Origin of the sequence: Chryseobacterium sp. ON_d1 (genome assembly GCF_006829085.1) — a bacterium.
Classification (GTDB): domain Bacteria; phylum Bacteroidota; class Bacteroidia; order Flavobacteriales; family Weeksellaceae; genus Chryseobacterium.
The window spans coordinates 1-23002 of sequence record NZ_BJTC01000004.1 but is presented as its reverse complement, the minus strand read 5'-3'; the positions used below and the strand labels follow the sequence as shown (position 1 = coordinate 23002).

The 23002-nt window shown below is 38.0% G+C and carries 17 protein-coding genes; 10 read left to right on the top strand and 7 right to left on the bottom strand.

What is annotated here, in order from left to right; translation table 11 throughout:
- The first annotated feature begins 291 nt into the window (after positions 1 to 291).
- The 6 genes from CRS_RS07285 to CRS_RS07260 all read left to right on the top strand — a co-directional run bounded on the left by CRS_RS07285 (position 292) and on the right by CRS_RS07260 (position 6637).
- Positions 292 to 1317 carry a rod shape-determining protein gene (locus CRS_RS07285; protein WP_002982450.1) on the top strand — a complete coding sequence of 342 codons (1026 nt, stop codon included), beginning with the start codon at positions 292 to 294 and terminating at the stop codon, positions 1315 to 1317.
- A gap of 27 nt (positions 1318 to 1344) precedes the next feature.
- On the top strand, positions 1345 to 2199 hold the full coding sequence (mreC, locus tag CRS_RS07280; protein WP_142723408.1) for a rod shape-determining protein MreC: 855 nt from the start codon (positions 1345 to 1347) through the stop codon (positions 2197 to 2199).
- Positions 2192 to 2698, top strand: a complete 507-nt coding sequence (locus CRS_RS07275) for a rod shape-determining protein MreD (RefSeq protein ID WP_142723407.1) — start codon at positions 2192 to 2194, stop codon at positions 2696 to 2698. The genes mreC and CRS_RS07275 overlap by 8 nt, the downstream gene beginning before the upstream one ends.
- Positions 2695 to 4740 (top strand): penicillin-binding protein 2, encoded by a 2046-nt coding sequence (locus tag CRS_RS07270; RefSeq protein ID WP_142723406.1) that lies wholly within the window; start codon positions 2695 to 2697, stop codon positions 4738 to 4740. The genes CRS_RS07275 and CRS_RS07270 overlap by 4 nt, the downstream gene beginning before the upstream one ends.
- Entirely contained in the window at positions 4737 to 5966 is a 1230-nt protein-coding gene (gene rodA, locus CRS_RS07265; RefSeq protein WP_142723405.1) for a rod shape-determining protein RodA, read from the top strand. The genes CRS_RS07270 and rodA overlap by 4 nt, the downstream gene beginning before the upstream one ends.
- Before the next feature lie 89 nt (positions 5967 to 6055).
- Positions 6056 to 6637 (top strand): pentapeptide repeat-containing protein, encoded by a 582-nt coding sequence (locus CRS_RS07260; RefSeq protein ID WP_142723404.1) that lies wholly within the window; start codon positions 6056 to 6058, stop codon positions 6635 to 6637.
- A gap of 185 nt (positions 6638 to 6822) precedes the next feature.
- On the opposite strand, the gene CRS_RS07255 is transcribed toward CRS_RS07260, so the two are convergent.
- From CRS_RS07255 to CRS_RS07225, 7 genes are all read right to left on the bottom strand, one after another.
- Positions 6823 to 7533 carry a C40 family peptidase gene (locus CRS_RS07255; RefSeq protein ID WP_142723403.1) on the bottom strand — a complete coding sequence of 237 codons (711 nt, stop codon included), beginning with the start codon at positions 7531 to 7533 and terminating at the stop codon, positions 6823 to 6825.
- 307 nt (positions 7534 to 7840) lie between these two features.
- The gene (locus CRS_RS07250; protein ID WP_142723402.1) at positions 7841 to 8947 is read right to left on the bottom strand and encodes an efflux RND transporter periplasmic adaptor subunit; all 1107 of its coding nucleotides are present in this window, start codon (positions 8945 to 8947) and stop codon (positions 7841 to 7843) included.
- A 27-nt stretch (positions 8948 to 8974) separates the two neighbouring features.
- Positions 8975 to 12244 carry an efflux RND transporter permease subunit gene (locus CRS_RS07245; protein WP_142723401.1) on the bottom strand — a complete coding sequence of 1090 codons (3270 nt, stop codon included), beginning with the start codon at positions 12242 to 12244 and terminating at the stop codon, positions 8975 to 8977.
- 32 nt (positions 12245 to 12276) lie between these two features.
- Complete coding sequence (locus tag CRS_RS07240) at positions 12277 to 13668, bottom strand: TolC family protein (protein WP_142723400.1); 1392 nt, start codon at positions 13666 to 13668, stop codon at positions 12277 to 12279.
- An 80-nt stretch (positions 13669 to 13748) separates the two neighbouring features.
- Complete coding sequence (locus CRS_RS07235; RefSeq protein WP_142723399.1) at positions 13749 to 15101, bottom strand: HAMP domain-containing sensor histidine kinase; 1353 nt, start codon at positions 15099 to 15101, stop codon at positions 13749 to 13751.
- Positions 15098 to 15790, bottom strand: coding sequence for a response regulator transcription factor (locus tag CRS_RS07230; protein ID WP_142723398.1), 693 nt, complete (start codon positions 15788 to 15790; stop codon positions 15098 to 15100). Before CRS_RS07230 ends, CRS_RS07235 begins: the two co-directional genes overlap by 4 nt.
- Before the next feature lie 134 nt (positions 15791 to 15924).
- Positions 15925 to 18120, bottom strand: coding sequence for a glutamine synthetase III (locus CRS_RS07225; protein ID WP_142723397.1), 2196 nt, complete (start codon positions 18118 to 18120; stop codon positions 15925 to 15927).
- A 305-nt stretch (positions 18121 to 18425) separates the two neighbouring features.
- Between CRS_RS07225 and CRS_RS07220 the strand changes: the two genes are divergently transcribed.
- The 4 genes from CRS_RS07220 to CRS_RS24805 form a co-directional block, all read left to right on the top strand.
- Positions 18426 to 20117, top strand: coding sequence for a hypothetical protein (locus CRS_RS07220; protein WP_142723396.1), 1692 nt, complete (start codon positions 18426 to 18428; stop codon positions 20115 to 20117).
- 88 nt (positions 20118 to 20205) lie between these two features.
- Complete coding sequence (locus tag CRS_RS07215) at positions 20206 to 20676, top strand: DinB family protein (RefSeq protein WP_142723395.1); 471 nt, start codon at positions 20206 to 20208, stop codon at positions 20674 to 20676.
- 213 nt (positions 20677 to 20889) lie between these two features.
- Entirely contained in the window at positions 20890 to 22728 is a 1839-nt protein-coding gene (locus tag CRS_RS07210) for a M1 family metallopeptidase (protein WP_142723394.1), read from the top strand.
- An 84-nt stretch (positions 22729 to 22812) separates the two neighbouring features.
- Positions 22813 to 23002 (top strand): helix-turn-helix domain-containing protein (locus CRS_RS24805; RefSeq protein WP_142722049.1); only part of this gene is annotated, 190 nt, incomplete at its 3' end.

Below are 23002 nucleotides of genomic sequence, written 5' to 3'. Positions count from 1 at the left end.
AAAACTGTAAAACAGCAAATTGCATATTGTATAAAAAGTTTTTACTGTTTTCAAGTTTTATTTTGTCTTCATTGTTGTGCTTTCTTAGTCTTTTACCCTTTTGCTATTTCGCTTTTTAACCCTTTTAACACTCCATGAATTTTAGTTGAAATCAAAGTCTGTAAATATCTAGACTGAAAGTTAATAAAGAATTATAAATTTTAATAAAATTTTAACCAAATTAAGTTGGTGGGAAATTTCTTTAGTAGTGTTAAATTTATATCTTTGTAAACTTAAAATCAGAAGAAAAATATGAGTTTATTTGATATGTTTACGCAAGAAATTGCGATAGACCTTGGAACTGCTAATACCCTAATCATCCATAATAATAAAATTGTTATAGATCAACCTTCAATTGTTGCAATTGAACGTTCATCGGGTAAGCCGATTGCCGTGGGAGAGCAGGCCAAGCATATGCAGGGTAAAACTCACGAGGATATCAAGACCATCCGTCCTTTGAAAGACGGGGTTATTGCTGATTTCCATGCTTCTGAGCACATGATCAAGGAATTTATTAAAAAAATTCCCGGAATCAAAGGTAAATTCATTCAGCCGGCATTACGAATTGTAATCTGTATCCCTTCTGGTATTACTGAAGTTGAAAAAAGAGCGGTAAGAGACTCTGCTCAGAAAGTAAACGCGAAAGAAGTAAGATTGATCTATGAACCAATGGCAGCTGCTATCGGGGTAGGAATTGACGTACAAAAACCTGAAGGAAATATGATCATCGATATAGGTGGAGGTACTACTGAGATTGCTGTGGTAGCTCTGGGAGGTATCGTATGCGATAAATCTGTAAAGATTGCCGGAGACGTGTTTACCAATGATATTGCATATTACTTAAGAACTCACCATAACCTTTATATCGGAGAAAGAACAGCAGAAAGAATCAAGATTGAAGTAGGTTCTGCTGTAGAGGATCTTGACGTAGATATCGAGGACATCCCGGTACAAGGTAGAGACCTTATCACGGGTAAGCCTAAAGAAATTATGGTTGGATACAAAGAGATTGCACGTGCATTAGACAAATCGATCATCAGAATCGAAGATGCTGTAATGGAAACCCTTTCTCTTACGCCACCGGAATTAGCAGCTGATATTTACAAAACAGGTATTTATCTTGCCGGAGGAGGTGCTTTATTAAGAGGTCTTGCGGACAGAATTCACAAAAAAACAGGTCTTCCGGTATTCGTTGCTGAAGATCCGTTGAGAGCTGTAGTTCGCGGAACAGGTATTGCACTTAAGAATATGGATAAGTTCAATTTCTTAATTAAATAATTTTAACTTTTACGACTGTATATCTGAATGGGATTTTTGCTGAGATTATTTTCGAAGAATACTCTTTTCGTCTTCTTTATATTCCTGCAAATTATTGCTCTGGTTTTGATATTCTCCAGAAATGCCATGCAGAGATCCTGGATTGCAGGCCAAACGGCTGCATTCAATTCCTGGGTGTCCGGATATATTGATGAAGGAGTTTCCTATCTGAAGCTAAAACAGATCAATGAGGATCTTGTGGCTCAGAATAAAGCCCTTATGACTGATCTCTATGGAAAAGACGGGACTAAGAATCCTGTCTTCAAAAGAGTTCATGATACCATTGGTGGTGGGCAGATCTATACTTTTGTTGATGGAGAGATTGTCTTCAACAGCATCAACAGAAGAAACAACTATTTTACAATCAACCGTGGCCGCAGAGACGGAGTCTTTCCTCAGATGGGAGTCATGGCGCCGAGAGGTATTGCGGGAATTGTAATCAATTCTACAGACAGTTATGCATTAGTTCAGTCCGTATTGAGTGTCAATAAGATCAGAATTAATGCGGCACTAAAAAATTCAGGGTATTTTGGTACTTTAACATGGAACGGGGATAACTCAAGGGTGATGCACCTGGCAGATATTCCGAAATATGTTGCATTAAAAATAGGGGATACGGTAGTGACAGATGGTAAGTCTGCTATTTTCCCTAAAGGAGTGACCATTGGTACCATTGCAGGTTACTCTGTAGATAACAAAACCGGCTTCTGGGATATTTCCGTTGAGCTGAGTGAAAAAATGGGAGCGTTGAATAAAGTGTATGTAGTGAAGAATCTTAAGAAAGCAGAAGTACAGAAGATTCAGGACACTATGCAGGCTGTAATAAAAAAAGAAAATGATTAGCAGAACTTTATTTACCGATATATTGATCATGATCTTTCTTGTTGCATTACAGATTTTTGTACTGAACAGGATTACACTTTTCGGGAAATATACTCCGGTATTATATCCTGTGTTTGTCATGTTCTATCCATTTTTCAGAAATAAATTTCAGTTCCTGGCATTGAGCTTTTTAATAGGATTATCTGTTGATGGTTTTCTTTATTCGTGGGGAATCAATGCATTTGCAACAACTTTAATTGCTTATTTCAGAACGTTGATCTTCAGGACGTCCACAGATACATCTACAGACTTTTTCTCTTTTCAGTCCCTTCAGTGGGCACAGTTTTTACTGTTTTTATTTTCAAGTATTTTTCTGCATCAGCTTTTAGTTCAATATATTGAATTCTTTAAGTTCAGCAGATTTTTTGAAATATTATTTAATGTGTTGGTAACAAGTGTAATTTCATTTATCTTTATAGTCATCTACGCATTAATATTTAAAATCAAACAAAAAGTTTGAACACACGTTATTTAAAAATTTTTTCCATTCTCGTTACCATCGCCCTTATTTTTGTGGCGAGGCTTGCCTATTTGCAGCTGTTCACAGACCGTTATGCCTTGAATGCTGCCAATACTTCCATTAAGACAGAGTATATCATTCCTCAGCGTGGGGTGATTTTTGACAGAAACGGTAAAATCATGGTAGGTAACCAGCCTGCCTATGAAATTTCGTTTACCCAGGCTTTGATGAAGCCTGACTTTGATACCCTTGCTTTTTGCAGCTTAATGAAAATTACAAAACAGGATTTTATCAATAGAATCAATGTTATCAAAAAAGAGAAGTATTATTCTAAGCTGACCCCGATGACTTTTATCAAAGATCTCAGCAGGGAGGATATTGCAAGGGTACAGGAGATTATTTTTAAGTATCCCGCATTCAACATTGTATCAAGACCTCAGCGTCAGTATGAAGTTTCCACATCCGGAAATCTTTTGGGATATACCAGTGAGGTGAACGAAAGAGATATTAAAAAAGATTCTACTTATTATTTACCTGGTGATTTCATCGGAAAAACAGGTGTTGAAAAATCTTACGAAAAAGAACTTCGCGGAATAAAAGGAGTAAAATATATCCAGAAAGATATCAGGCTCCGAAATATTGGTTCCTATAAGAATGGCGCCTTGGATAAGGATGTTATTACAGGTAAAGATATTACATTAACGATTGATTACGATCTTCAGAGAACCGCTGAAGAAATGCTTGTCAACAAACACGGAGCAATTGTAGCTTTGGATCCGAATAACGGAGAAGTATTGGTTTCTGCCACCGGGCCGGATATTGATCCGCACCTTTTCACCGGACCCAATAAATCTAAAAATTTATATGCCCTGTCAAAAGATACGCTTTACGAAAATAAACCCACTTTTGACCGTGCATTACAGGCAGGATATCCTCCTGGATCAACTTTTAAACTGTTGACTGCCTTAGCGGCAATGCAGATGGGAGTAATGGATGAAAAGACTATTTTCCCCTGTGGAGGAGGGTTTTTCTATAAAGGTAAAAGAATTAAAGGCCATGGTGGAGCAGATCCGTTGATTCCTTCTATTCAGGTTTCAAGTAACTGCTTCTTTACCTATGCTTTTATTGCGATTATCAAAAAATACCCTGGAAACCCTTCAAAAGGTGTTGATGAATGGAAAAAGATCATGAGCAGTTTTGGAGTCGGAGAGTTTTTGAATAATGATTTTGCTGTTGGAGCAAGGGGAAGAATCCCATCAGGAGATTTTTACGAAAGAAGATTTAAAGCCATCATGAAAGCAAGCGGTTCTCAGAGAACCGATTTCAAAAACTGGGATGAGATGTCAACCGGTGCTATTTATAATGGAATGGGACAGGGAGATGTATTGGTAACTCCTATTCAGTTGGCCAATTATGTAGCAGCTATTGCTAACCGAGGATGGTATTACACTCCTCATATCGTAAAAGCAATTGATGGAAAGCCTAATCCTGATCCAAGATTCAAAGTAAAACATAAAACCTTGGTTGACCCTAAACATTTTGAACCTGTTCTGAAAGGAATGGAGGCTGTGGTTTTGAGAGGTACGGCCCGGGGTTTGAAATCCAACGACTTTACACAGTTGGCTAAAACTGGTACTGCACAGGTGCCGCAAGGAAAAGATAACTCAATTTTTGTACTGATTGCTCCTGCAGAAAAACCTAAAATTGTTGTAGTGGCAGTGATGGAACACGCAGGATTTGGTGCTACCTGGGCAGGCCCGGCCTGTACAGTGATTGCTGAAAAATATATTACCGGTGATTTGAAAAGAGAAAATCTTTATAAAAAAATGATCACCTCCAGTTTCATGCCTGAATATAAAAGGCAATGGATTGCAGATTTGAAACGTAAAGGACTGTATGTAGATCCTAAACCTGATTCCATTAAACAAAAAAGGATTAAGGATAGCCTGGAGCTGGTAAAACAACAAAAGGCAAAACTGCAAAAGAAAATAGACGAGGAAGCTAAAAAGAATAATACTGCAAAAAAAACGGTGAAGCCATGAAATGGACAGAAGGAATAGATAAACTGGGTCTTGGGCTGTATTTCCTGCTTTGCATTTTTGCGATTGCAAATATCTACAGTGTTGACCAGAAACTGGGAGAGAAACAGTTGGTTTTCTTCTGTATTTCTTTATTTGTAGGTCTTGTTATATTTGTAGGGAGAAGTAAGTTCTTTGAAAATATGGCGGGGATTATTTATATCGGGGGTGTTTTGCTGCTGGTAGGTCTTTTCCCCTTTGGAAAAGAAATCCTCGGACAAAAGAACTGGTATAAGTTTGGTAGTTTTACCATGCAGCCTGTTGAGTTTGCCAAAATCGGAACAGCGTTAATGGTGGCTAATTATGTTTCAAGTCCGGATTTTAATCTTAAAAATAAAAAGTCTCTGTGGACGGCCCTTGCAATTATAGGAATTCCTGCAGCGGTTGTTCTCGCTATTCCGGATGTAGGTTCCATGCTTGTATTTATCGCATTCTTTATTGCTTTATACAGGGAGGGACTAAGCGGACTTTTGTTTGGGATAGGATTTATTTTTGCAGGCGTTTTTCTGATTTCATTGGCTATCCCTCCGGTTTACGTAGCGGTAGCGGTTTTAGTCATTGCCGGTATTCTGATTGCTATGAATTATCATAGAATGTCCTGGGATGTGATTTCTATTTCAGGAATCGCCGGATCTGTTCTTTTGCTATGCGGATTAGCTTTCGGGTCTCCTTATATTTTAGAAAAGCTGCCTAAACACCAGAGAGAAAGAATTGAGGTCCTTTACAAGGGTGAGAAGGCGTTCAGAGATACTTCAGGATATAACCTGCTATATTCTAAAACAGCCATCGGATCAGGAGGACTTTGGGGAAAAGGATACCGTGAGGGATCAGTTACCCAGGGTAAATTCGTGCCGGAACAGGAAACGGATTATATTTTCTGCACAGTAGGAGAAGAGTGGGGCTTTTTAGGAAGTGCAATTCTTATCTTATGCTATATGGTTTATATCGGGAGGATATATTATCTGGCAGAGAAGCAGAAGTCCACATTTAACCGGGTATTCGGCTATTGCTTTGCCTCGATCCTGCTGATGCACTTTTCGATCAATTTAGGGATGGTTATGGGGCTTTTCCCTACGGTTGGAATCCCGCTTCCATATTTCAGTTATGGTGGAAGTTCTTTACTGGCTTTCTCGATGATGACTTTTATCTTCTTTAAGCTTAATTATTCGGATAAGAATAGTTTGGTGTAAAAGAGGGAGGTTGGAAGCTGGATGATGGAAGTTTATCATTGTTCTGCTGATCATTCGTTTTCTAAATCGACTTCATCAACACATTTTTTATGAAACAATTCTATTTCTCAGACGAAAATTTCGAGAACAAAGATTTTGCACAGCATTCTTTAGAAAAAAGTGAATACGAAAACTGTACGTTCAGTAACTGTAATTTTGAGTATGCAGACCTGTCTGGCTTTAGCTTTACAGATTGTGAATTTATTGGCTGTAACCTCAGCATGGCAAAAATTGTAAAAACTGCTTTTCGTGAGGTGATTTTCAGAGAATGTAAAATGTTCGGGCTTCAGTTCAGTGACTGTAATGCGTTTGGATTATCCTTCAGATTTGAAGGAAGTGCTTTAAATAATTCCGTTTTCTACCAGACATCCATTAAGAAAACGGTTTTCAAAGATTCTAAATTAATTGAAGTGGATTTCACTGAATGTGATGTATCAAGTGCTGTCTTCAGTAACTGTGATCTGTCGGGTGCTGTTTTCGAGGGTACAAACCTTGAAAAAACAGATTTCAGGACTTCTGTTAACTATTCAATAGATCCGGCTTTAAACAGGCTTAAAAAAGCTAAATTTTCGCTTTCCGAAATCTATGGACTCTTGTATAAACTGGATATTGAAATTGATAAGAACAGTTGAGAACTAATGGCTATTCGGTGCGTTGATATACAAATATAATATTGAATCAATAGGAGCGGAGTTTTCACGTGTTTTCTTTTAAATGCATATTCCATTGGCTTTAGTCTGCATTTATCGTAAATATCACATAAAAAAGCCATCAGGAATTCTGATGGCTTCATTATTTAAATCAATTATTTATAAAATTAAAAATTTGCTGGTGTAGCTGGAGTAACAGCGGCTAAGTTATTGTAAGCTTCTCCTTCTTCGTTGATTACTCTTTTGGCAAATCTGAATTTAGGTCCCCAATAAGAATCATTCAGTGAAGAAATCATTACTCCTTTTGATGTTGCTGCGTGAATAAATTTGATCTCACCATCTTCAGAAACACTTTCTACAATACCTACGTGAGAAATTCTTCTTCCATGAGAAAAGAAAATAAGATCTCCCTTCTGTAGTTCTCCTCTTTCTACTCTTTCTCCTTCCTGAGCCTGAGATGCGGCTACTCTTGGTAAGCTAAGACCTGCTGCTGCTCCGAATACAGAAAGAACAAAAGCTGAACAATCTATACCGTTTCTTGTAGTCCCTCCATATCTGTAAGGAGTTCCAAGGTATGTTTCAGCTTCTTCAAGGATACCATCAATGGTTTTATTATGTTTGATTGCTTTGGCAATCTCAGAATTCTTAATTGCTTTTTTAGCATTGGCTATAGATGCTGCCTTTTCTGCAAGGAAAGAGTCAATAAGTCTCTGCTTATCCTGCTCCATTTTTTTGTTATCTATAGAAGCTAGTTTGGCATCTGTTTTGTATTCTTTTGTGTAAGTTGCTGGTTTTGAAACCACATAATTAGTAGCACACGATTGCATTGAAACTGTAGTAACTATAGCAACTAAATAAAACAAAACTCTTTTCTTCATATATATTTGATTAACCGTGTTAAAAAAGGAATATTTATTTTCAAAAGCATTACAAAAGTAGAGATTCCGAGCAAAAGACCCCTGTTATGATAATTATCAGGATCTTATTTTAACACTATTTAACATATTATTTACATATGTTAAAGAAAAATAAACCGCAACAGCCTATTTTTGGTCAGTGTGCGGTTTTTTTTATTAAGACTCTTTAACAAAATCATTTCATTTTATCCTGAGTAACGGTATTTTTTTAATTTTTGTATCAAAAGGAAGGATTATAATTTTTGTTAATAAATCAATGATTATAAGCTTATTTTGGCAGTTTAACTCTAATATTCTGCCCATCACGAATTTCTTCTGATGCATTCTTAACAATTATATCTTTTGGAGATATCTGGCCAATGATTGTTGTCATTTCTCCATTAGCAATTCCCGAAGTAACCGGTATCCAGTGGGCTTTATTTTTATCTACTCTGATGACGAATACTCCTAGGGTTGAATTCAATACAGCGGAAGAGGGAACAGATAACGATTTATTATTTTCATTTAAAGGGAGAATTACATTGGCTACCATTCCGGGAAGCAGTCTTTTTTCTTTATTGTAAACGTCCATCTCTACCCATTGGGAGCGTAGTTTGTTATCGAGAGCTCCGGCAAATCTTGATACCCTGGCTGTGAATGTTTCTCCGGGAATTGACTGAATTGAAAATTTAATTTCTCCGTTTCTGTTTAACAACCCGGTGTAAGATTCCGGAACATTTACGACCAAACGCAGTCTGTCCTGTTGTACAAGACTGAACATCGGCAGATCCGAACCTTTTCCTGATGGTCCTACATAAGCTCCGGCACTCACATTTCTCATTGCAATATTTCCACTGAAAGGAGCTCTTATCTGTAGGTAATTTTTAACATCTGCAACTTCACGGTATGAAGCCCGTGCGGCTTCAAGCTGTGCCAGATCTGATTTTTGGGCAGCTAAAGCCTGTTCCAGATCCAGCGCTGAAATTGTACCTGGAGTCCTGCTTGTCTCTTTTAGACGGTCATACTTTGCTTTGCTGGCAATATACAGGGCTTCTTTTGATTTTAAAGCTGATGATGCAGCACTTTGCTGAGAATTAATTTCGGGAGCTTCTAAGGTCGCCAGCAACTGACCTGCTTTTACCTCGTTTCCTACATCTACATACAGTTTTTTAACAAAGCTGCTTATCTTGGCATAGATATCCACTTTCTGATAGGGTTGTAATTCTCCCGGAATTGTCGTTGAAGATGAAAAATCTGCTTGTGTAGGATGTACGGATTCAATATCTGGTGAAGAAGGTTCTGCAGATTTTTTAGTTTCTTTTTTCTCCTCATGGCCACAACTGTGAAGACTGAAAATCAGTATTGCCGGAATTAAATATTTATATAATGGGTTCATATTTTATTTTTAATAGCTTAAGGTAATTTATTTTACAATTTCAGGCATAAAGTGAATGCTTTCTTCATCTTCAGGATCAAGAGAAACGCTTTGCGTTGTTGCTTTTCCCTGTCCCCATGCAAAGGCTAGTGGAAGGATGAAAAGAGCAGCAAATGTAGAGGCAACCAAACCGCCGATTACAGCTCTGCCCAACGGTGAAACCTGATCTCCGGCTTCTCCCAGTCCTAATGCCATTGGGATCATTCCCACCACCATGGCCAAGGCTGTCATTACGATTGGTCTTAGTCTCAGGGCAGCGGCTTCTCTTGCAGACAGGAGAGCATCTCCGTTGTGTTTTCTTAATTGCTCTGCATTGGTAATTAATAAAACCGCATTGGATATTGAAACTCCGACGGACATAATAATTCCCATATAAGATTGAAGATTAAGTGTTGATCCGCTGATGATCAATAAAGCAAGAGATCCAACCAAGACTGCCGGAGCTGTTACCAAAACCACTCCTGATACCTTGAAGGACTGGAAGTTGGCTGCCAGCATTAGAAAAATGACTACAATGGCTATAATCAGGCTGCTTTGTAGGCTGCTTAAGGTTTCATGTAAAGTCTGGCTTAAGCCTATCAGCTGAATGTTAAGACCTCTTGGAAGTTCTCCCATATTATCAATGACTTTTTGCACATCTCCCGAAGCTGTTCCTAAGTCAGTGTGATTAAGATTTGCTGTCACAGTAAGGGTTGGCATTGCGCCCAGATTATCAGTTTCTCCATATGTATAACTGTTTTTAATCGTTGCAACATCACCCAGGTTAGGTCTGTTGGAGTTTTTCTGTAAAGGAATCCCTGCAATCTCTTCTTTGCTGTTCATTTTGTTTTCAGGGATCTGAACCTGAACATTGTAGCTGTAACCTGCTTTTTCATCTGTCCAGATATTTTTTTCAGTAAATCGGGATGATGAGGTGGAAGCTACCAGTGAGCGGGAAATATCAGACATATCGATTCCCAGCTGAGCTGCGCGAATACGATCAACGGTTATATCCAACGCCGGGTATTTTATGGACTGCCCGATCTGAACGTCTCTCAGATAGGGGATTTTTTTAAGCTCAGCCTCGATTTTCTTTGCATACGCTTCATTGACACTTTTATCCCTTCCTGATAGTCTTACTTCAATGGGAGTAGGGGATCCCTGGCTTAGAATTTTTTCTGTCAATTCAATCGGTTCGAAAGATAATTTCATATCAGGATTAATGCTTTTAGCCTTCTCTCGGATTTTATCTTTCAGGTCATCCATATTGGTATGATACTCTTCATTTAAACCAACCTGTAAAACGGTTTCATGTGAACCTGCCATCCATAGGTAAATAGGGCTTACCGAGAAAAGAGTGGGATGGGTCCCTACATACGCAGAGGTGATAGAAACATTATCTTTTCCGACAATTTCCTTAATGCCATCCAGTAGTTTCAATGTCTGCAGCTCAGTTTTTTCAATCCTTGTTCCATCAGGAATACGCATTCTTACCTGAAACTGGCTTCCGTTCACCTGAGGTAAAACATCCCGTCCGATACTGTTTAAAAATAAAGCCACCATTCCCATCATTAATATAATATAAGCTGAGACTAATATTTTTCGGTAGGGCATGATCCTGTCTAAGAACTTCAGGTAACGGAACCTGATTTTTTCAAACATACTTACTTTTCCGTCGCGGTTGCTGTCTTCATTTTGCAATAGAATTTCTTTCTGACTCCAAGTATCACTTTCATCACTCAATTCTGCTTTCTGAAGCTCTTCAGAGTCTGTCAGAATATGGCCGTCTTTTGCTTTATGATGCTTTACTTTCATGATCCAGTTGGCCATGATGGGAACAAATGTCTGGGCAAGAAAATAAGAAACAATCATACTGAAACCAATCGCCAGGGCAAGAGGTAGAAATAATGATCCGGGAATTCCTCCCATTGTAAATGCAGGTGCAAAAACAGCAAGAATACAGAATAAGATCAATAATTTGGGAAAGGCAATTTCTTTACACGCATCCCAGATGGCGAGGGACTTTGGTTTTCCCATATCCAGATGCTGGTGAATGTTTTCTATGGTAACGGTACTTTCATCGACAAGAATTCCAATGGCGAGGGCAAGTCCGCTTAAGGTCATAATATTAATGGTCTGCCCAAAAAGATTTAAAAATAAAACCGCTGAAATGATGGATGTGGGAATGGTGAGAATCACAATCAGTGCCCCCCGGATATCCCCAAGGAATAAAATGACCATCAATCCGGTAAGAACAGCTCCAATGGTTCCTTCACTCAATAAACTTTTAACGGAATTGATAACATAAGTGGATTGGTCAAATTCAAAACTTACTTTCACATCATCCGGAAGATTAGACTGAATTTGTGGCAATTGTTTTTTAAGATTCTGAACCACGTCCCAGGTAGAAGCATCAGCGCTTTTGGCAATACTCAGGTAAACTGAACGTCTGCCATTTACCAAGGCATAACCCGAGGTCATGTCTGCTCCATCTGTTACTGTCGCAACATCTTTTAAATAAAGATTCTGAACACTGCCTTTGTAGAGAGGAATGTTTTCGAAATCTTTTACATTTTTAATCATCGTGTTGGTAGGAGTAATATAGTATTTGTCTCCTATTCTTACATTTCCGGAAGGTGCAGTTTGGTTGTTCAGCCGCAACGCTTCCACAAGCTGATCCGGTGTCATATTATGCTGGCGAAGTAATTCCGGATTGGCATTAATGACAACTGTACGGATATTTCCTCCAAAAGGGGGTGAAGAAACAATTCCCGGAATTGAAGTAAATGTAGAACGGACATATACGTTAGCAAGATCGAGCAGTTCATTGTTTGATCTTTTATCACTGCTTAAAACAAGCTGCCCGACCGGAAGTGTGGAGGCATCAAAACGTATGATAAAAGGAGGGTTGGAACCCGGGGGGAAAGCTGCCTGAATCCTGGTGGAGAATGAGTTTAGCTCAGCTGCGGCCTGGGCCATGTTGGTTCCGGGATAGAAATTAATTTTCATTAAAGTCAGTCCCTGAATGTTTTTGGTTTCAATACTTTTAATTCCATTTACAAAAAGGAAAATATTGATGTATTGTTTGGCAAAGAATGCTTCCATCTGCTGCGGAGTATAGCCGCTGAAAGGGTGAGAAACATAGATTACCGGTAGATCCAGTTTGGGGAAAATGTCGACTTTAATGGAGTTTACAGACCGTATTCCGAAGAAAAACAATCCGGCAACGATCACTAAAATCGTAATGGGTTTTCTTAATGCAAATCTTATTAAGTTCATTGAAATACTATTGATTTTAATTGATGTTAACCTTACAGTTCGTTTTCAAAAACAGTGAAATCACCGAGTGCTGCTGCTTTCAATAATAAAGCATTCCATACATTACTGATGGCAATATCTCTGTCGGTTTCTGCTCTTACCAAAGCATAAATGGCCTGAGACAGATCCACAAGATCAGTCAGTCCGTTTTTATATAAAACAGACCTTTGGATGTATGCGTCATTTGCGGATTTAAGCTGAATGGGAACCTGATCATAGACCGTTATGGCGTTTTTCCATTTGTTTTCAGATAAATCCAATTGGGCTTTTAATTGCTGCTCAGCAAGATCATATTCGTGTTTCAGCCCCTGGCTTATATAATCCTGAGCACTGATTTCCTTTGACAACCTGTATGTCTGGGTAAAATTCCATGAAACGCCTAGCCCCAACAGGTAATTGCTTCTTGTAGGATGAATTCCGTCCCAGTACGAGGTGGAATAATCACTTTGATTTTGAGCATAGCCGCTTCCAAACCCGGAACCTCTTGTCTGGAAAATGCCCACCATGGAAAATGACGGATAGTACTGTGTTTTCAGAAATTGCTTTTCCTGTTCGCTTACGTTGATTCTGCTTTTATATAAAGCCAGCAATGGATGGCTTTCCAAAGAAGAAATATTTTGATTGGGAAAATCGGTCGGAATCCTTTTCAGTAAGGTACTGTCCAAAACGAATTCCTGTGCCGGGATTCCCAGCAGCTGAGCCAGTTTATTTTCCTGTTCCTGTTCGTTGTCTTTTGCTTTGGTATACGTAATCATAGCATTGGCATAATCTGCCTTTGCTAGGGATAGATCAACCCCGGCAACGAGACCGTTTCTTTCTTTTACTTCAACAATTCTTCTGATGGTATCGGTCCTTCCGAGATTGCGGGCATAAGACTGCTTCAATTTTTTTGCCGCTAAAACATTCAGGTATGCGGCAGCAACTTTGACTTTATGCTGAAAGATTTCATCGGATAAGTCCCGGGTATCTCTCTGATTCTTGGATTCTGCGACTTTTACTCTTTGTTTTGCTTTTCCGAAAGAGAAAAATTCCCAATTGATATTCGCTAAATATAAAGCTCCAAAAGAAGCGTTCCAGTTTTGATCCGGAAGCGGGAGTCCGGATGAAGCGACTCCATATCCTCCGAATCCATACAAAGGACCGTTTTGTCCGTTGACGGTTCCGTAATCCTGCTGCAGACTGATGTTAAGATTAGGCAAATATTGCCGTTTTGCCAGTTCTATCGATTCCTGTGATGACAGCCGGTAAGATTCTTTGGCTTTGATGGTTCCGTAATTTTGAACAGCAGTTTCCAGTGCAGATTGCAATGTGAGGACTTCCTGTGCTTTTGCTGTGTTGACAAAAAAAACGGATGATAAGGCGAGAATAAAAATTCTTGAAAGCATCTAACGTATTTTTCTTTTTTCAAAGTAAAAAATACATTTTGAAGCAAATTTGAAGTTGAAAAATTGATATCGATACCTAATTATTTAGCAAAATTTACCATCTGTTCTATGGGTTCAAAAGCGGTGGTATTTTCGGCTGATGTTTTTTCAGAAATTGAAGCTGCATGCATATTGTTGCCGTCAAAATATACCGTGATACTGTGCCATCCATCTGCAAAATCATAATGAACTGCAAAATCATTTACCTCGCAGATCTGTTTGACAATGGAAAGTCCGAGCCCAATGCTTTCCTGTGCCTGATTGCTTTTCTTGAATCTTTTAAATAGTTCCTGGGTGGGAACGTGGGGAGGCAGACCGGTGTTGTTGATCTGAAAATAATTCCGGGTTAAATTAATTTCAATTTTTCCACCCTCAAGATTGTGGCGAATGGCATTGGAGAGAAGATTGCTCAATAGAATTTCTGCTAAAGTAGGGTGGATTTTAATGTAAACATTCTTTTCGCAATTTCTGTTTAAAGTAATGTTCTTTAAGGCTAAATGATCGGAATACATGCATAAAGCTTCTCTTTCCACACGGCAGAATTTTAGTTCCTCATGGGTGGGGAATTCGTTGTTGTTGAGTTTTGTCAGCAGGATTAATGAGCGGTTTATTCTGCTTAATTTATCGATGGAGTTTTGAATGTCGGTTAATAAAACTGCTTGGTTTTCATTGATCTCTGTTTCTGCCAGTAACTCAATTTTACTTTGGATGATGGCCAAAGGCGTCTGGACTTCATGCGAGGCATTTTCGGAAAATTCTTTCACAGAAGCATAGTCCTCCAGGGCTTTGTCTGTCATTGTTTTCAGAAATTCATTTAATTTTTTAAACTCTTTTGTGCTTGTGGGTAAAAGGTCAAGCCTTTCTTTTTTCTGGATGCTGAATTTCTGAAGTCGGTCAATTGCGTGATGAAAAGGTTTTAATATAAATTTAGACAAAATACGAGCGGTAATAAAAACAACGGCTGTGATTAATAAAAGTTTCCAGAAAAGGGCAATCAGCATGCCTCCCATGATTTCTTTTGTGGCTGTGATGTAGGCGTATGAAGAAATTTTATAGATTTTGCTGTCAATGTCTGCGAAAGAGTTGATCTGGATTTTACATTCATTTCTGGAAACTCCCTGATCTTCAAGACATGTGTGAATAATTTGCGGTTCTGAAGGAATATTTTTTCCTTGAAAGGGGCTTATGGTAATAGGCAGTCCCTGTGAGGTTTTTGCCGGAGTTTCTCCTTTCCGGAGCTGGCTGATAACATAACTGTTAACGGATTTCAGTCTTTCTATCTCAACATTATCAAGTCTTTTTTTGATGCCGGTATATGATATATACATGCTTACGGGGGTGACCAGCAATACAATGGCGATAAACCAGACAGATATTTTATTCAATAAATTCATGAACCGTTATATTTTAAAGCATTAAACTTGTAGCCTAACCCGTAAATGGTTTCGATATAGTCTTTTCCCTGAGCAGCGCCAATTTTTTTTCTGAGATTTTTAACATGCTGATAAACAAAGTCAAAATTAGCTAAATTATCAGTATAATCACCCCAGAGATGATTGGCAATAGACTGTTTTGATAATACACGGTTTTTGTTGACGAGAAAATACAGCAACAGTTCAAATTCTTTTTGGGTGACTTCTAACCTTGTTTCGTTAATAACAACTTCGTAGGTATCAGTGTTTAAAATGATTTCATTGAATTTGACTTCACTATAGCCATCCATTTTTTTCCTTCGGTAGACGGCTCTTAATCTGGCGTGTAATTCCGGTAAATGGAAGGGTTTTGTGATATAATCGTCTGCGCCGCGTTCCAGCCCGTTGATTTTATCATCTAAGGCATTTTTTGCAGAAATAATGAGAATTCCACTGCCGATTTTTTCGGTTTTAATATAATTCAAAATGTTTAATCCGTTTCCGTCGGGCAACATGATATCCAATAGAATACAGTCATACGAATTGAAGCTGAGTTTTTCCAGGGCTTCGTGGTAGTGGTAAGCGCATTCACAGATGTAGTTCTCGCCTTCAAGATAATATCTCATACTTTGGGCAAGTTCTTTGTTGTCTTCTATGATCAGGATTTTCATAATGAAAGCAAAGGTAAAATTAAATTCTGTATGAATTTTGAAGTTCTGGAAGTCTTTGTCTATTAGTATTTTAATCTAAATAAAAAATTCCCCGATTTACGGGGAATTTAAACTAATATGGAACTTTACAGGTGTTATTTTGTGAACAACATTTCTCTGTATTTTGTCATTGGCCAAAGCTCATCGTCAACCATCATTTCCAACGCATCAGAAGCTTCTCTGATCGGATCAAATAATGGCTTTACTTTATTGCAGTAGCTTTCTGCCTGTTTTTGGCTGTTGGTTATACCTTTTGCTGCTTCTCTGGCTTTGATAAGATCTTCAACACCAAGCTTAATTTTAGAAACATTTTCAGAAATGCTTGTAATTAAACTCATCTGCTCTTTTGCCAATGGTTTGAATTCTTTATCGCCAAAGATATCTTTAAGGCCTTTTACGTTTTCAATTAATCTGTTCTGATAGTTTAAAGCAGATGGAATGATATGGTTTCTTGCAATATCACTTAAAACTCTTGCTTCAATATCAATAACAGTAGAATATTTTTCTAATTTGATTTCGTTTCTTGCCTCTACTTCTCTGTGGTTGAAAATTCCCATTTCTTCATAAAGGGCAAGGAATTTTTTGTCCATTTCCTGCTTTAATGCTTCAGGAGTTGTTTTAAGGTTGTTCAATCCTCTTTTCTTAGCCTCTTTCGCCCAGTCATCAGAATATCCGTCTCCTTCAAACATAATGTTTTTACACTGCTTGATGTATTCTCTCAATACATTAAAGATAGCTTCGTCTTTCTTAAGCCCCGTTTCAATTAAAGCATCTACTTCTTTTTTGAAATCATTTAATTGTTTTGCTGCGATCGTATTCATTACCGTCATAGATTCTGCACAGTTCGCAGCAGAACCTACCGCTCTGATCTCGAATTTATTTCCTGTAAATGCAAATGGAGAAGTCCTGTTTCTGTCAGTATTATCCAACAGGATTTCAGGGATTTTTCCAACAACATTTAATTTTAAATCTGTTTTTTCGTCCGGTGAAAGTTTCCCTTCAGTTACTTTTTCAAGTTCTTCCAACACGCTGAACAGCTGGCTTCCGATGAATACGGAAATAATTGCCGGTGGAGCTTCGTTGGCACCCAATCTGTGGTCATTGCTTGCAGAAGCGATACTTGCTCTTAAAAGATCAGCATATTCATGAACAGCCTTAATTGTATTCACGAAGAATGTTAAGAACTGTAGGTTTTTCTTAGGATTTTTTCCTGGGCTTAAAAGGTTTTCACCAGTATCAGTAGCTAGAGACCAGTTGTTGTGTTTTCCGCTTCCGTTTACTCCTGCGAATGGTTTTTCGTGGAACAAAATGTGGAAATGGTGTCTGTGAGCAATTCTTGCCATGATGTCCATCAACAAAGAGTTGTGGTCTACAGCAACGTTTACTTCCTCGAACATTGGAGCCAGCTCAAATTGGTTTGGAGCTACCTCGTTGTGTCTTGTGGTTACAGGAATACCCAATTTCATACATTCTATTTCCAACTCTTTCATAAAGTTCATTACTCTTGTAGGAATTGAACCGAAATAGTGGTCATCCAGCTGCTGTCCTTTTGCAGGAGAATGTCCAAGCAAAGTTTTACCTGTTAATACAAGATCCGGACGAGACTGGTATAATGCTGAATCTACCAGGAAATATTCTTGCTCCCAACCTAAAGTAGGAGTTACTTTTGTTACGTTTTTGTCAAAATACTGCATTACATTGGTCGCCGCTTCATCTACAGCATTCAAAGCTCTTAAAAGAGGAGCTTTATAATCTAAAGTTTCTCCGGTATAAGAGATGAAGATAGATGGGATACATAATGTAGTTCCCATGATGAAAGCCGGAGATGTAGGATCCCATGCGGTATAACCTCTGGCTTCGAAAGTGTTTCTGATTCCTCCGTTCGGGAAAGAAGATGCATCCGGTTCCTGCTGAATCAATAAGTTTCCGCTGAATCTTTCAATAGCTCTGCCTCCTTCGATAGGAGTGAAGAAAGAATCGTGCTTTTCTGCAGTTGTCCCTGTCAAAGGCTGAAACCAGTGTGTATAATGAGTTACTCCTTTGCTCATTGCCCAGTCTTTCATTGCTACAGCTACCTGGTCTGCAATGTGTCTCTGGATTTTAGTCCCTTTTTTTACCGCATCCATAATAGACTGGAATGCTTCTTTCGTTAAATATTCTCTCATTGTTTCTTCTGAGAAAACATTTTGGCAGAATAATTCTGATAACTTTACAGGAACTTCAATAGAGTTATCTCTTCTGAAATCCTTAAATGGTAGGGTTTCTAACGCTTTGAATCTTAAGGTTGACATAAATGGGTTGATTTTTTACAGGGCAAATTTACAAAAAAAATGAATTCAAAATATTTTAACCCTAAAAATTTAAGGGGTGGTTTGAAATTTTATACAATTTAAACAATTGTTTGGTGTTTTTTAACAGGGGTATTTTGTGATTTAATGTTTGAGACATGAGATCCCCAGCCTGTTTTTATACGGTGTAAAGTAAAAATACGTCTTACTGTACCATTAACAATAATGCTGATGCATTAAGCTACTTATTAAAAGACAGTTAAAATAAAGTGGGCAAAGATTTTGTATATTTGTGTGAAATTTATTTTATGACAAATTCTAGAGCAAGAGAAACAACAGAGGCTATTGAAAGACTATACATTTCTATGAGACATTTATTTTATAGAGGGTTTTTCAAGCCGGGAGGAGTTTCAGGAGAGAGTATCAGAAGTTTGTTGAAAACCATCAATCCGGAGATTTATGGAACCATGAATATCCCAAGCAAATTGGAATTGGACGGTTTGATGTATGTTTTGGACAGGCTTCCGGAAGGGATTGAGGAATGTGCTTTTATTCATCTTACATCTGATGAAGGGTTTGATAAAGGAAGTTTCGAACCTATTGTTCCAAAGAAAAGAAGAAGAAACTGTTATAGAATAGACGAACACCAGATGAATATTGAGGTTCTTTTGGGCCGTTCTGAAATTTATGACATTCTTACCCACCTGACATTCCTGTTTATAGAAGCTGATAAAATCCGTAACCTGGCATTCATCCAGGATGAAAACTGGAAACCGACCCGTGCTTTCAAAATAATTGAAGAAGTGGTGAAGGGTGAAAAGAAATTCAGCAGAAAGGAAAAAGAGGTGGCACTTATTCATCTTTCTTCTTTAATAGGAAGATCTTTTGATGAAACTTTAAGAGCTTATAATACTTTCGGTGATGACCATAATCCTGACCGTCTGTTTAAAATCATTTACAATCTTGGAAAAGTAAGTCTTGAAGATGCAAAAGGAAGCAGAGAAAGAGAAATTTATTTCAGCTCTATATTGAAAGAGAGAGTGGGTCACCATTATTTTGGTGAGAAATGGGCCAACAAAGTGAAAGAGGTTTTGTTTGAAAATAACCTTCACATGCGTCCCCTGCATATTATTTCTGCCAATATGCATTCAGTGAAAAATATGCTGTATGCGAATCATGCACTTAAAAAGAAACAGCATCATGAAGTTGATTATAAACTGTATGAAGAGATTTCAAACAAGAAAGAACTTCGTGATAAAGTTTTAAAATATGCTTTGGATGAAGGAATGATCCATATTGCGGACAAGAGTGGAAGTAATATTGACGTTCAGATCATAGACCTCAGCAAAACAGATCTGAAGAATACTCCGTTTGCAGATATCAAGTTCTCAGGAGATGATGTGGTCATGGTTTTTGATTATGCTTTCGGAGAACAGGCTTTCGAGGTGATGGATGAACTGCTGAGACCTTTTGAACACAAAGGTGAAGTATACATGATGCATGTAAAATCCGTTTCCATCATGGGAAAAGCAGGTATTCTTACCGGAGCGAAAGGAGATATCATGATCCCTACTTCTCATATTTTTGAAGGAACTGCAGACAACTATCCTTTTGAAAATGCATTAAAGCTGGAAGATTTCATCGATGATGAACTGAAAGCTTTCGAAGGACCAATGATTACGGTTCTGGGAACTTCCCTTCAGAACAAGGACATTCTTTCTTACTTTATGAACACTTCTTGGAAGGCAATCGGTCTTGAAATGGAAGGAGCGCATTATCAGAAAGCCATTCAGGTAGCTTCCAAGATCAGGCATCATATTTCACCGGATCTGTTCGTATGTTATGCTTATTATGCATCAGATAACCCGCTGGAAACAGGAAGTACATTATCTTCAGGCGGTTTGGGTCTTACAGGTGTGAAACCAACCTATCTGATTACTTTAAGAATCCTTGAGAAGATTTTAAGAAGCGGAAAAAAAGAAGCTTCGACTAAAAAATAATTGTAATTCAATAGTATAATATCAGCCTCAGTACATTTTGTACCTGAGGCTTTTTATTGTGTATCTTAGAAAATAAAAATATTAACTTATGAGTTCAGTATCACAATTATCAAAAAGATTCAGAGAAGTTCTGCTGGATGGTCTCTGGATCGCCAATACCAATTTTAAAGATCAGCTTTCAGATGTAAGCTGGGAACAGGCAGTAGCAAAAATTGATTCTCTGAATACGATCGCAATGCTTACTTTTCATATTGATTATTATATTGCAGGGATTATTAATGTCTTTGAAGGAGGAGCTCTTGAGATTAAAGATAAATTCAGTTTTGATCTTCCACCCATAGAATCACAGGAACAATGGGAGGGTCTGTTGAATAAACTCTGGACAGATTCCGAAAAATTTGCAACATTGCTGGAACAGATACCTGATTCTAAACTCGATGAGGTTTTTGTTGATGAAAAGTATGGAACCTACCGGAGAAATATTGATGGAATGATCGAACACAGCTATTATCACCTGGGGCAGATTACTCTGATCAAAAAGCTGTTAAAAAATGGCTGAAAATAGGTATAACATCTTTGAAAAGCAGGGAATCGTTTATCCTTGTCAAGGTTCAAAACCTTGACAAGGATATTTCAAGAAAACTCAAAAAAGAATTTAACAATCCAGGTTAAAATCTATCTAAAACCATTATAAACAGAATGAAATCTCAAAATAACTCCTATTTGAGGTTCTTATTTAAATTACCTACCTTTAGAAAAAATAAAATTTTAAATGAGAAAATCGGCTGCAATCATTTTTGCGTTTATCATTTCACAATTTCAGGCTCAGCAAGGAGCTTATTATCAGCAGGCTGCGAAGTACAAGATGGATATTGATGTCAATGCTGAAAAATTTACCTATCAGGGAAAACAAACAATAGAATATACCAACAACTCACCGGATGAGCTGAATGTGGTTTATTTTCACCTATACTGGAATGCTTACAAACCTAATTCCATGATGGATCAGAGAGTGGCTTCCCAGGGGAAAAATGGAGACTCAAGACTGCAGAAAGATGGTATTTCAAGACTTGCTTCTATTCCAAAAGATCAGGAAGGCGCTCAGAATATCCACTGGATTAAACAGAATGGGAAAGATCTGAAATTTGAAGTTCAGGAAACCATTATGAAAGTGTATCTGGCTGAACCTATCAAACCGAATTCTACGACTACGTTTACAATGGATTGGGATTCGGTGATTCCTCAGCAGATCAGAAGAAGCGGAAGAAATAATAAGGAAGGAGTGGATATGACGATGACGCAATGGTATCCGAAAATTGCAGAATACGATTATGACGGCTGGGCCACTTTTGATTATATCGGGAGAGAATTTCATGCACCATTCTCAGATTTTGATGTTACCATTAAAATCAATAAGGATTATGTAGTGGGTGCAGGAGGTATTCTTGAGAATCCGGAAGAAGTAAAAGGCTATGATGCTAATGCTAAGATAAAAACAGAAAAAGACAAAAAGGCAGTCTGGAAATGGACGGCAAAAAACATTCTTGATTTTGCATGGAGTGCAGACAGAGATTATTCTGTGGAAAGCTTCAATGTTCCGGAAGGTCCAAAAGTATATCTCGTTTATCAGAAAAATGATAAAACGAAAGCCTGGGGTGAGGCGCAGCCTTATATCACGAAGTATTTCCAGATCATGAATGCTCACTTTGGAAAATATGTATATCCAACCTACGCATTTATTCAGGGAGGAGACGGCGGCATGGAGTACGGAATGTGTACCATGATTTTAGGGGAAGCTAAAAACGTTAAGGATTTAATGGGCTTGATGGCTCATGAAGGATCCCACTCATGGTATCAGCAGATGCTTGCTACTAACGAATCTGTACGCCCATGGATGGATGAAGGTTTTACAAGCTATGCAGAAGGATATACCATGTATCAGTTATTCCCGGAAGATCTGCCGAATCCTTTTGTTGAAAGATTAGATGCCTACAGAAAATTTGTCAAAAAAGGAATTGAAGAGCCGGCTGTCTGGTTGGGAGATCACCACGATAACGGTACATCCTATACGTATGCATCATATGTGAAAGGAGAGTTATACCTGGTGCAGCTTGGATATATTATGGGAGAGCAGAATCTTGCAGAAACCCTAAAGCAATATTATGACCAGTGGAGTATGAAACATCCTTCAGACAGAGATTTTCTTCATATTGCACAGAAAGTTTCCGGGATGGATCTGAAATGGTTCCACAATTACTGGATCAATACGACAAAAACCATCGATTACGGTATTAAGGATGTAAAATATGATGCCAAGTCTACAACCATTACCTTAGTTAATAATGGTCAGGTGCCAATGCCAATTGATTTTGGAGTGATGACAGCAGATAAGAAAATTGTTACGTATCAGATCCCATTGAATATGACTCATACATGGAAAGAAAAGGATATTTACGGTGATTTCAAAACAATGCCTTACTGGCCATGGACTCAGAAAGAATACACACTTACCATTCCTTACACAAAATCTCAGCTATCTGTTCTGGGAATAGATTTCAGCCAGAGAATTGCAGATATAAATATGACAGACAATTTTGTTGAGGTGAAATAAGCCGCATAATGCATAAAATATAAAAAATCCCACAGATTGTGGACTGCCCCCAAAAAGTTAGACACTTTTTAGGGGCATTTTTTTATGTATAGAAAAGAAAAATTTAGCGTTGCTTTCAAGCTAGAATGTATTAATCTTCACAAAAATTCTCATTGTTCAATTAAATCTATAGCAACAGAGAAAGGATTTAATGAAAGCAATCTGCGCAAGTGGATTGGTTTTTATAACAAGTACGGAATCTCGGGACTATACCCTCGAAAAAACATGAGTTATT

Bases quoted from the DNA above. Each gene is read 5' to 3' on its own strand.
- CRS_RS07225 (WP_142723397.1), bottom strand. From the start codon at position 18,120: ATGTCAACCTTAAGATTCAAAGCGTTAGAAACCCTACCATTTAAGGAT.
- CRS_RS07255 (WP_142723403.1), bottom strand. From the start codon at position 7,533: ATGAAGAAAAGAGTTTTGTTTTATTTAGTTGCTATAGTTACTACAGTT.
- CRS_RS07250 (WP_142723402.1), bottom strand. From the start codon at position 8,947: ATGAACCCATTATATAAATATTTAATTCCGGCAATACTGATTTTCAGT.
- rodA (WP_142723405.1), top strand. From the start codon at position 4,737: ATGAAATGGACAGAAGGAATAGATAAACTGGGTCTTGGGCTGTATTTC.
- CRS_RS07275 (WP_142723407.1), top strand. From the start codon at position 2,192: ATGATTAGCAGAACTTTATTTACCGATATATTGATCATGATCTTTCTT.
- CRS_RS07210 (WP_142723394.1), top strand. From the start codon at position 20,890: ATGAGAAAATCGGCTGCAATCATTTTTGCGTTTATCATTTCACAATTT.
- CRS_RS07215 (WP_142723395.1), top strand. From the start codon at position 20,206: ATGAGTTCAGTATCACAATTATCAAAAAGATTCAGAGAAGTTCTGCTG.
- CRS_RS07230 (WP_142723398.1), bottom strand. From the start codon at position 15,790: ATGAAAATCCTGATCATAGAAGACAACAAAGAACTTGCCCAAAGTATG.
- CRS_RS07260 (WP_142723404.1), top strand. From the start codon at position 6,056: ATGAAACAATTCTATTTCTCAGACGAAAATTTCGAGAACAAAGATTTT.
- CRS_RS07240 (WP_142723400.1), bottom strand. From the start codon at position 13,668: ATGCTTTCAAGAATTTTTATTCTCGCCTTATCATCCGTTTTTTTTGTC.
- mreC (WP_142723408.1), top strand. From the start codon at position 1,345: ATGGGATTTTTGCTGAGATTATTTTCGAAGAATACTCTTTTCGTCTTC.
- CRS_RS07235 (WP_142723399.1), bottom strand. From the start codon at position 15,101: ATGAATTTATTGAATAAAATATCTGTCTGGTTTATCGCCATTGTATTG.
- CRS_RS07220 (WP_142723396.1), top strand. From the start codon at position 18,426: ATGACAAATTCTAGAGCAAGAGAAACAACAGAGGCTATTGAAAGACTA.
- CRS_RS07245 (WP_142723401.1), bottom strand. From the start codon at position 12,244: ATGAACTTAATAAGATTTGCATTAAGAAAACCCATTACGATTTTAGTG.
- CRS_RS07285 (WP_002982450.1), top strand. From the start codon at position 292: ATGAGTTTATTTGATATGTTTACGCAAGAAATTGCGATAGACCTTGGA.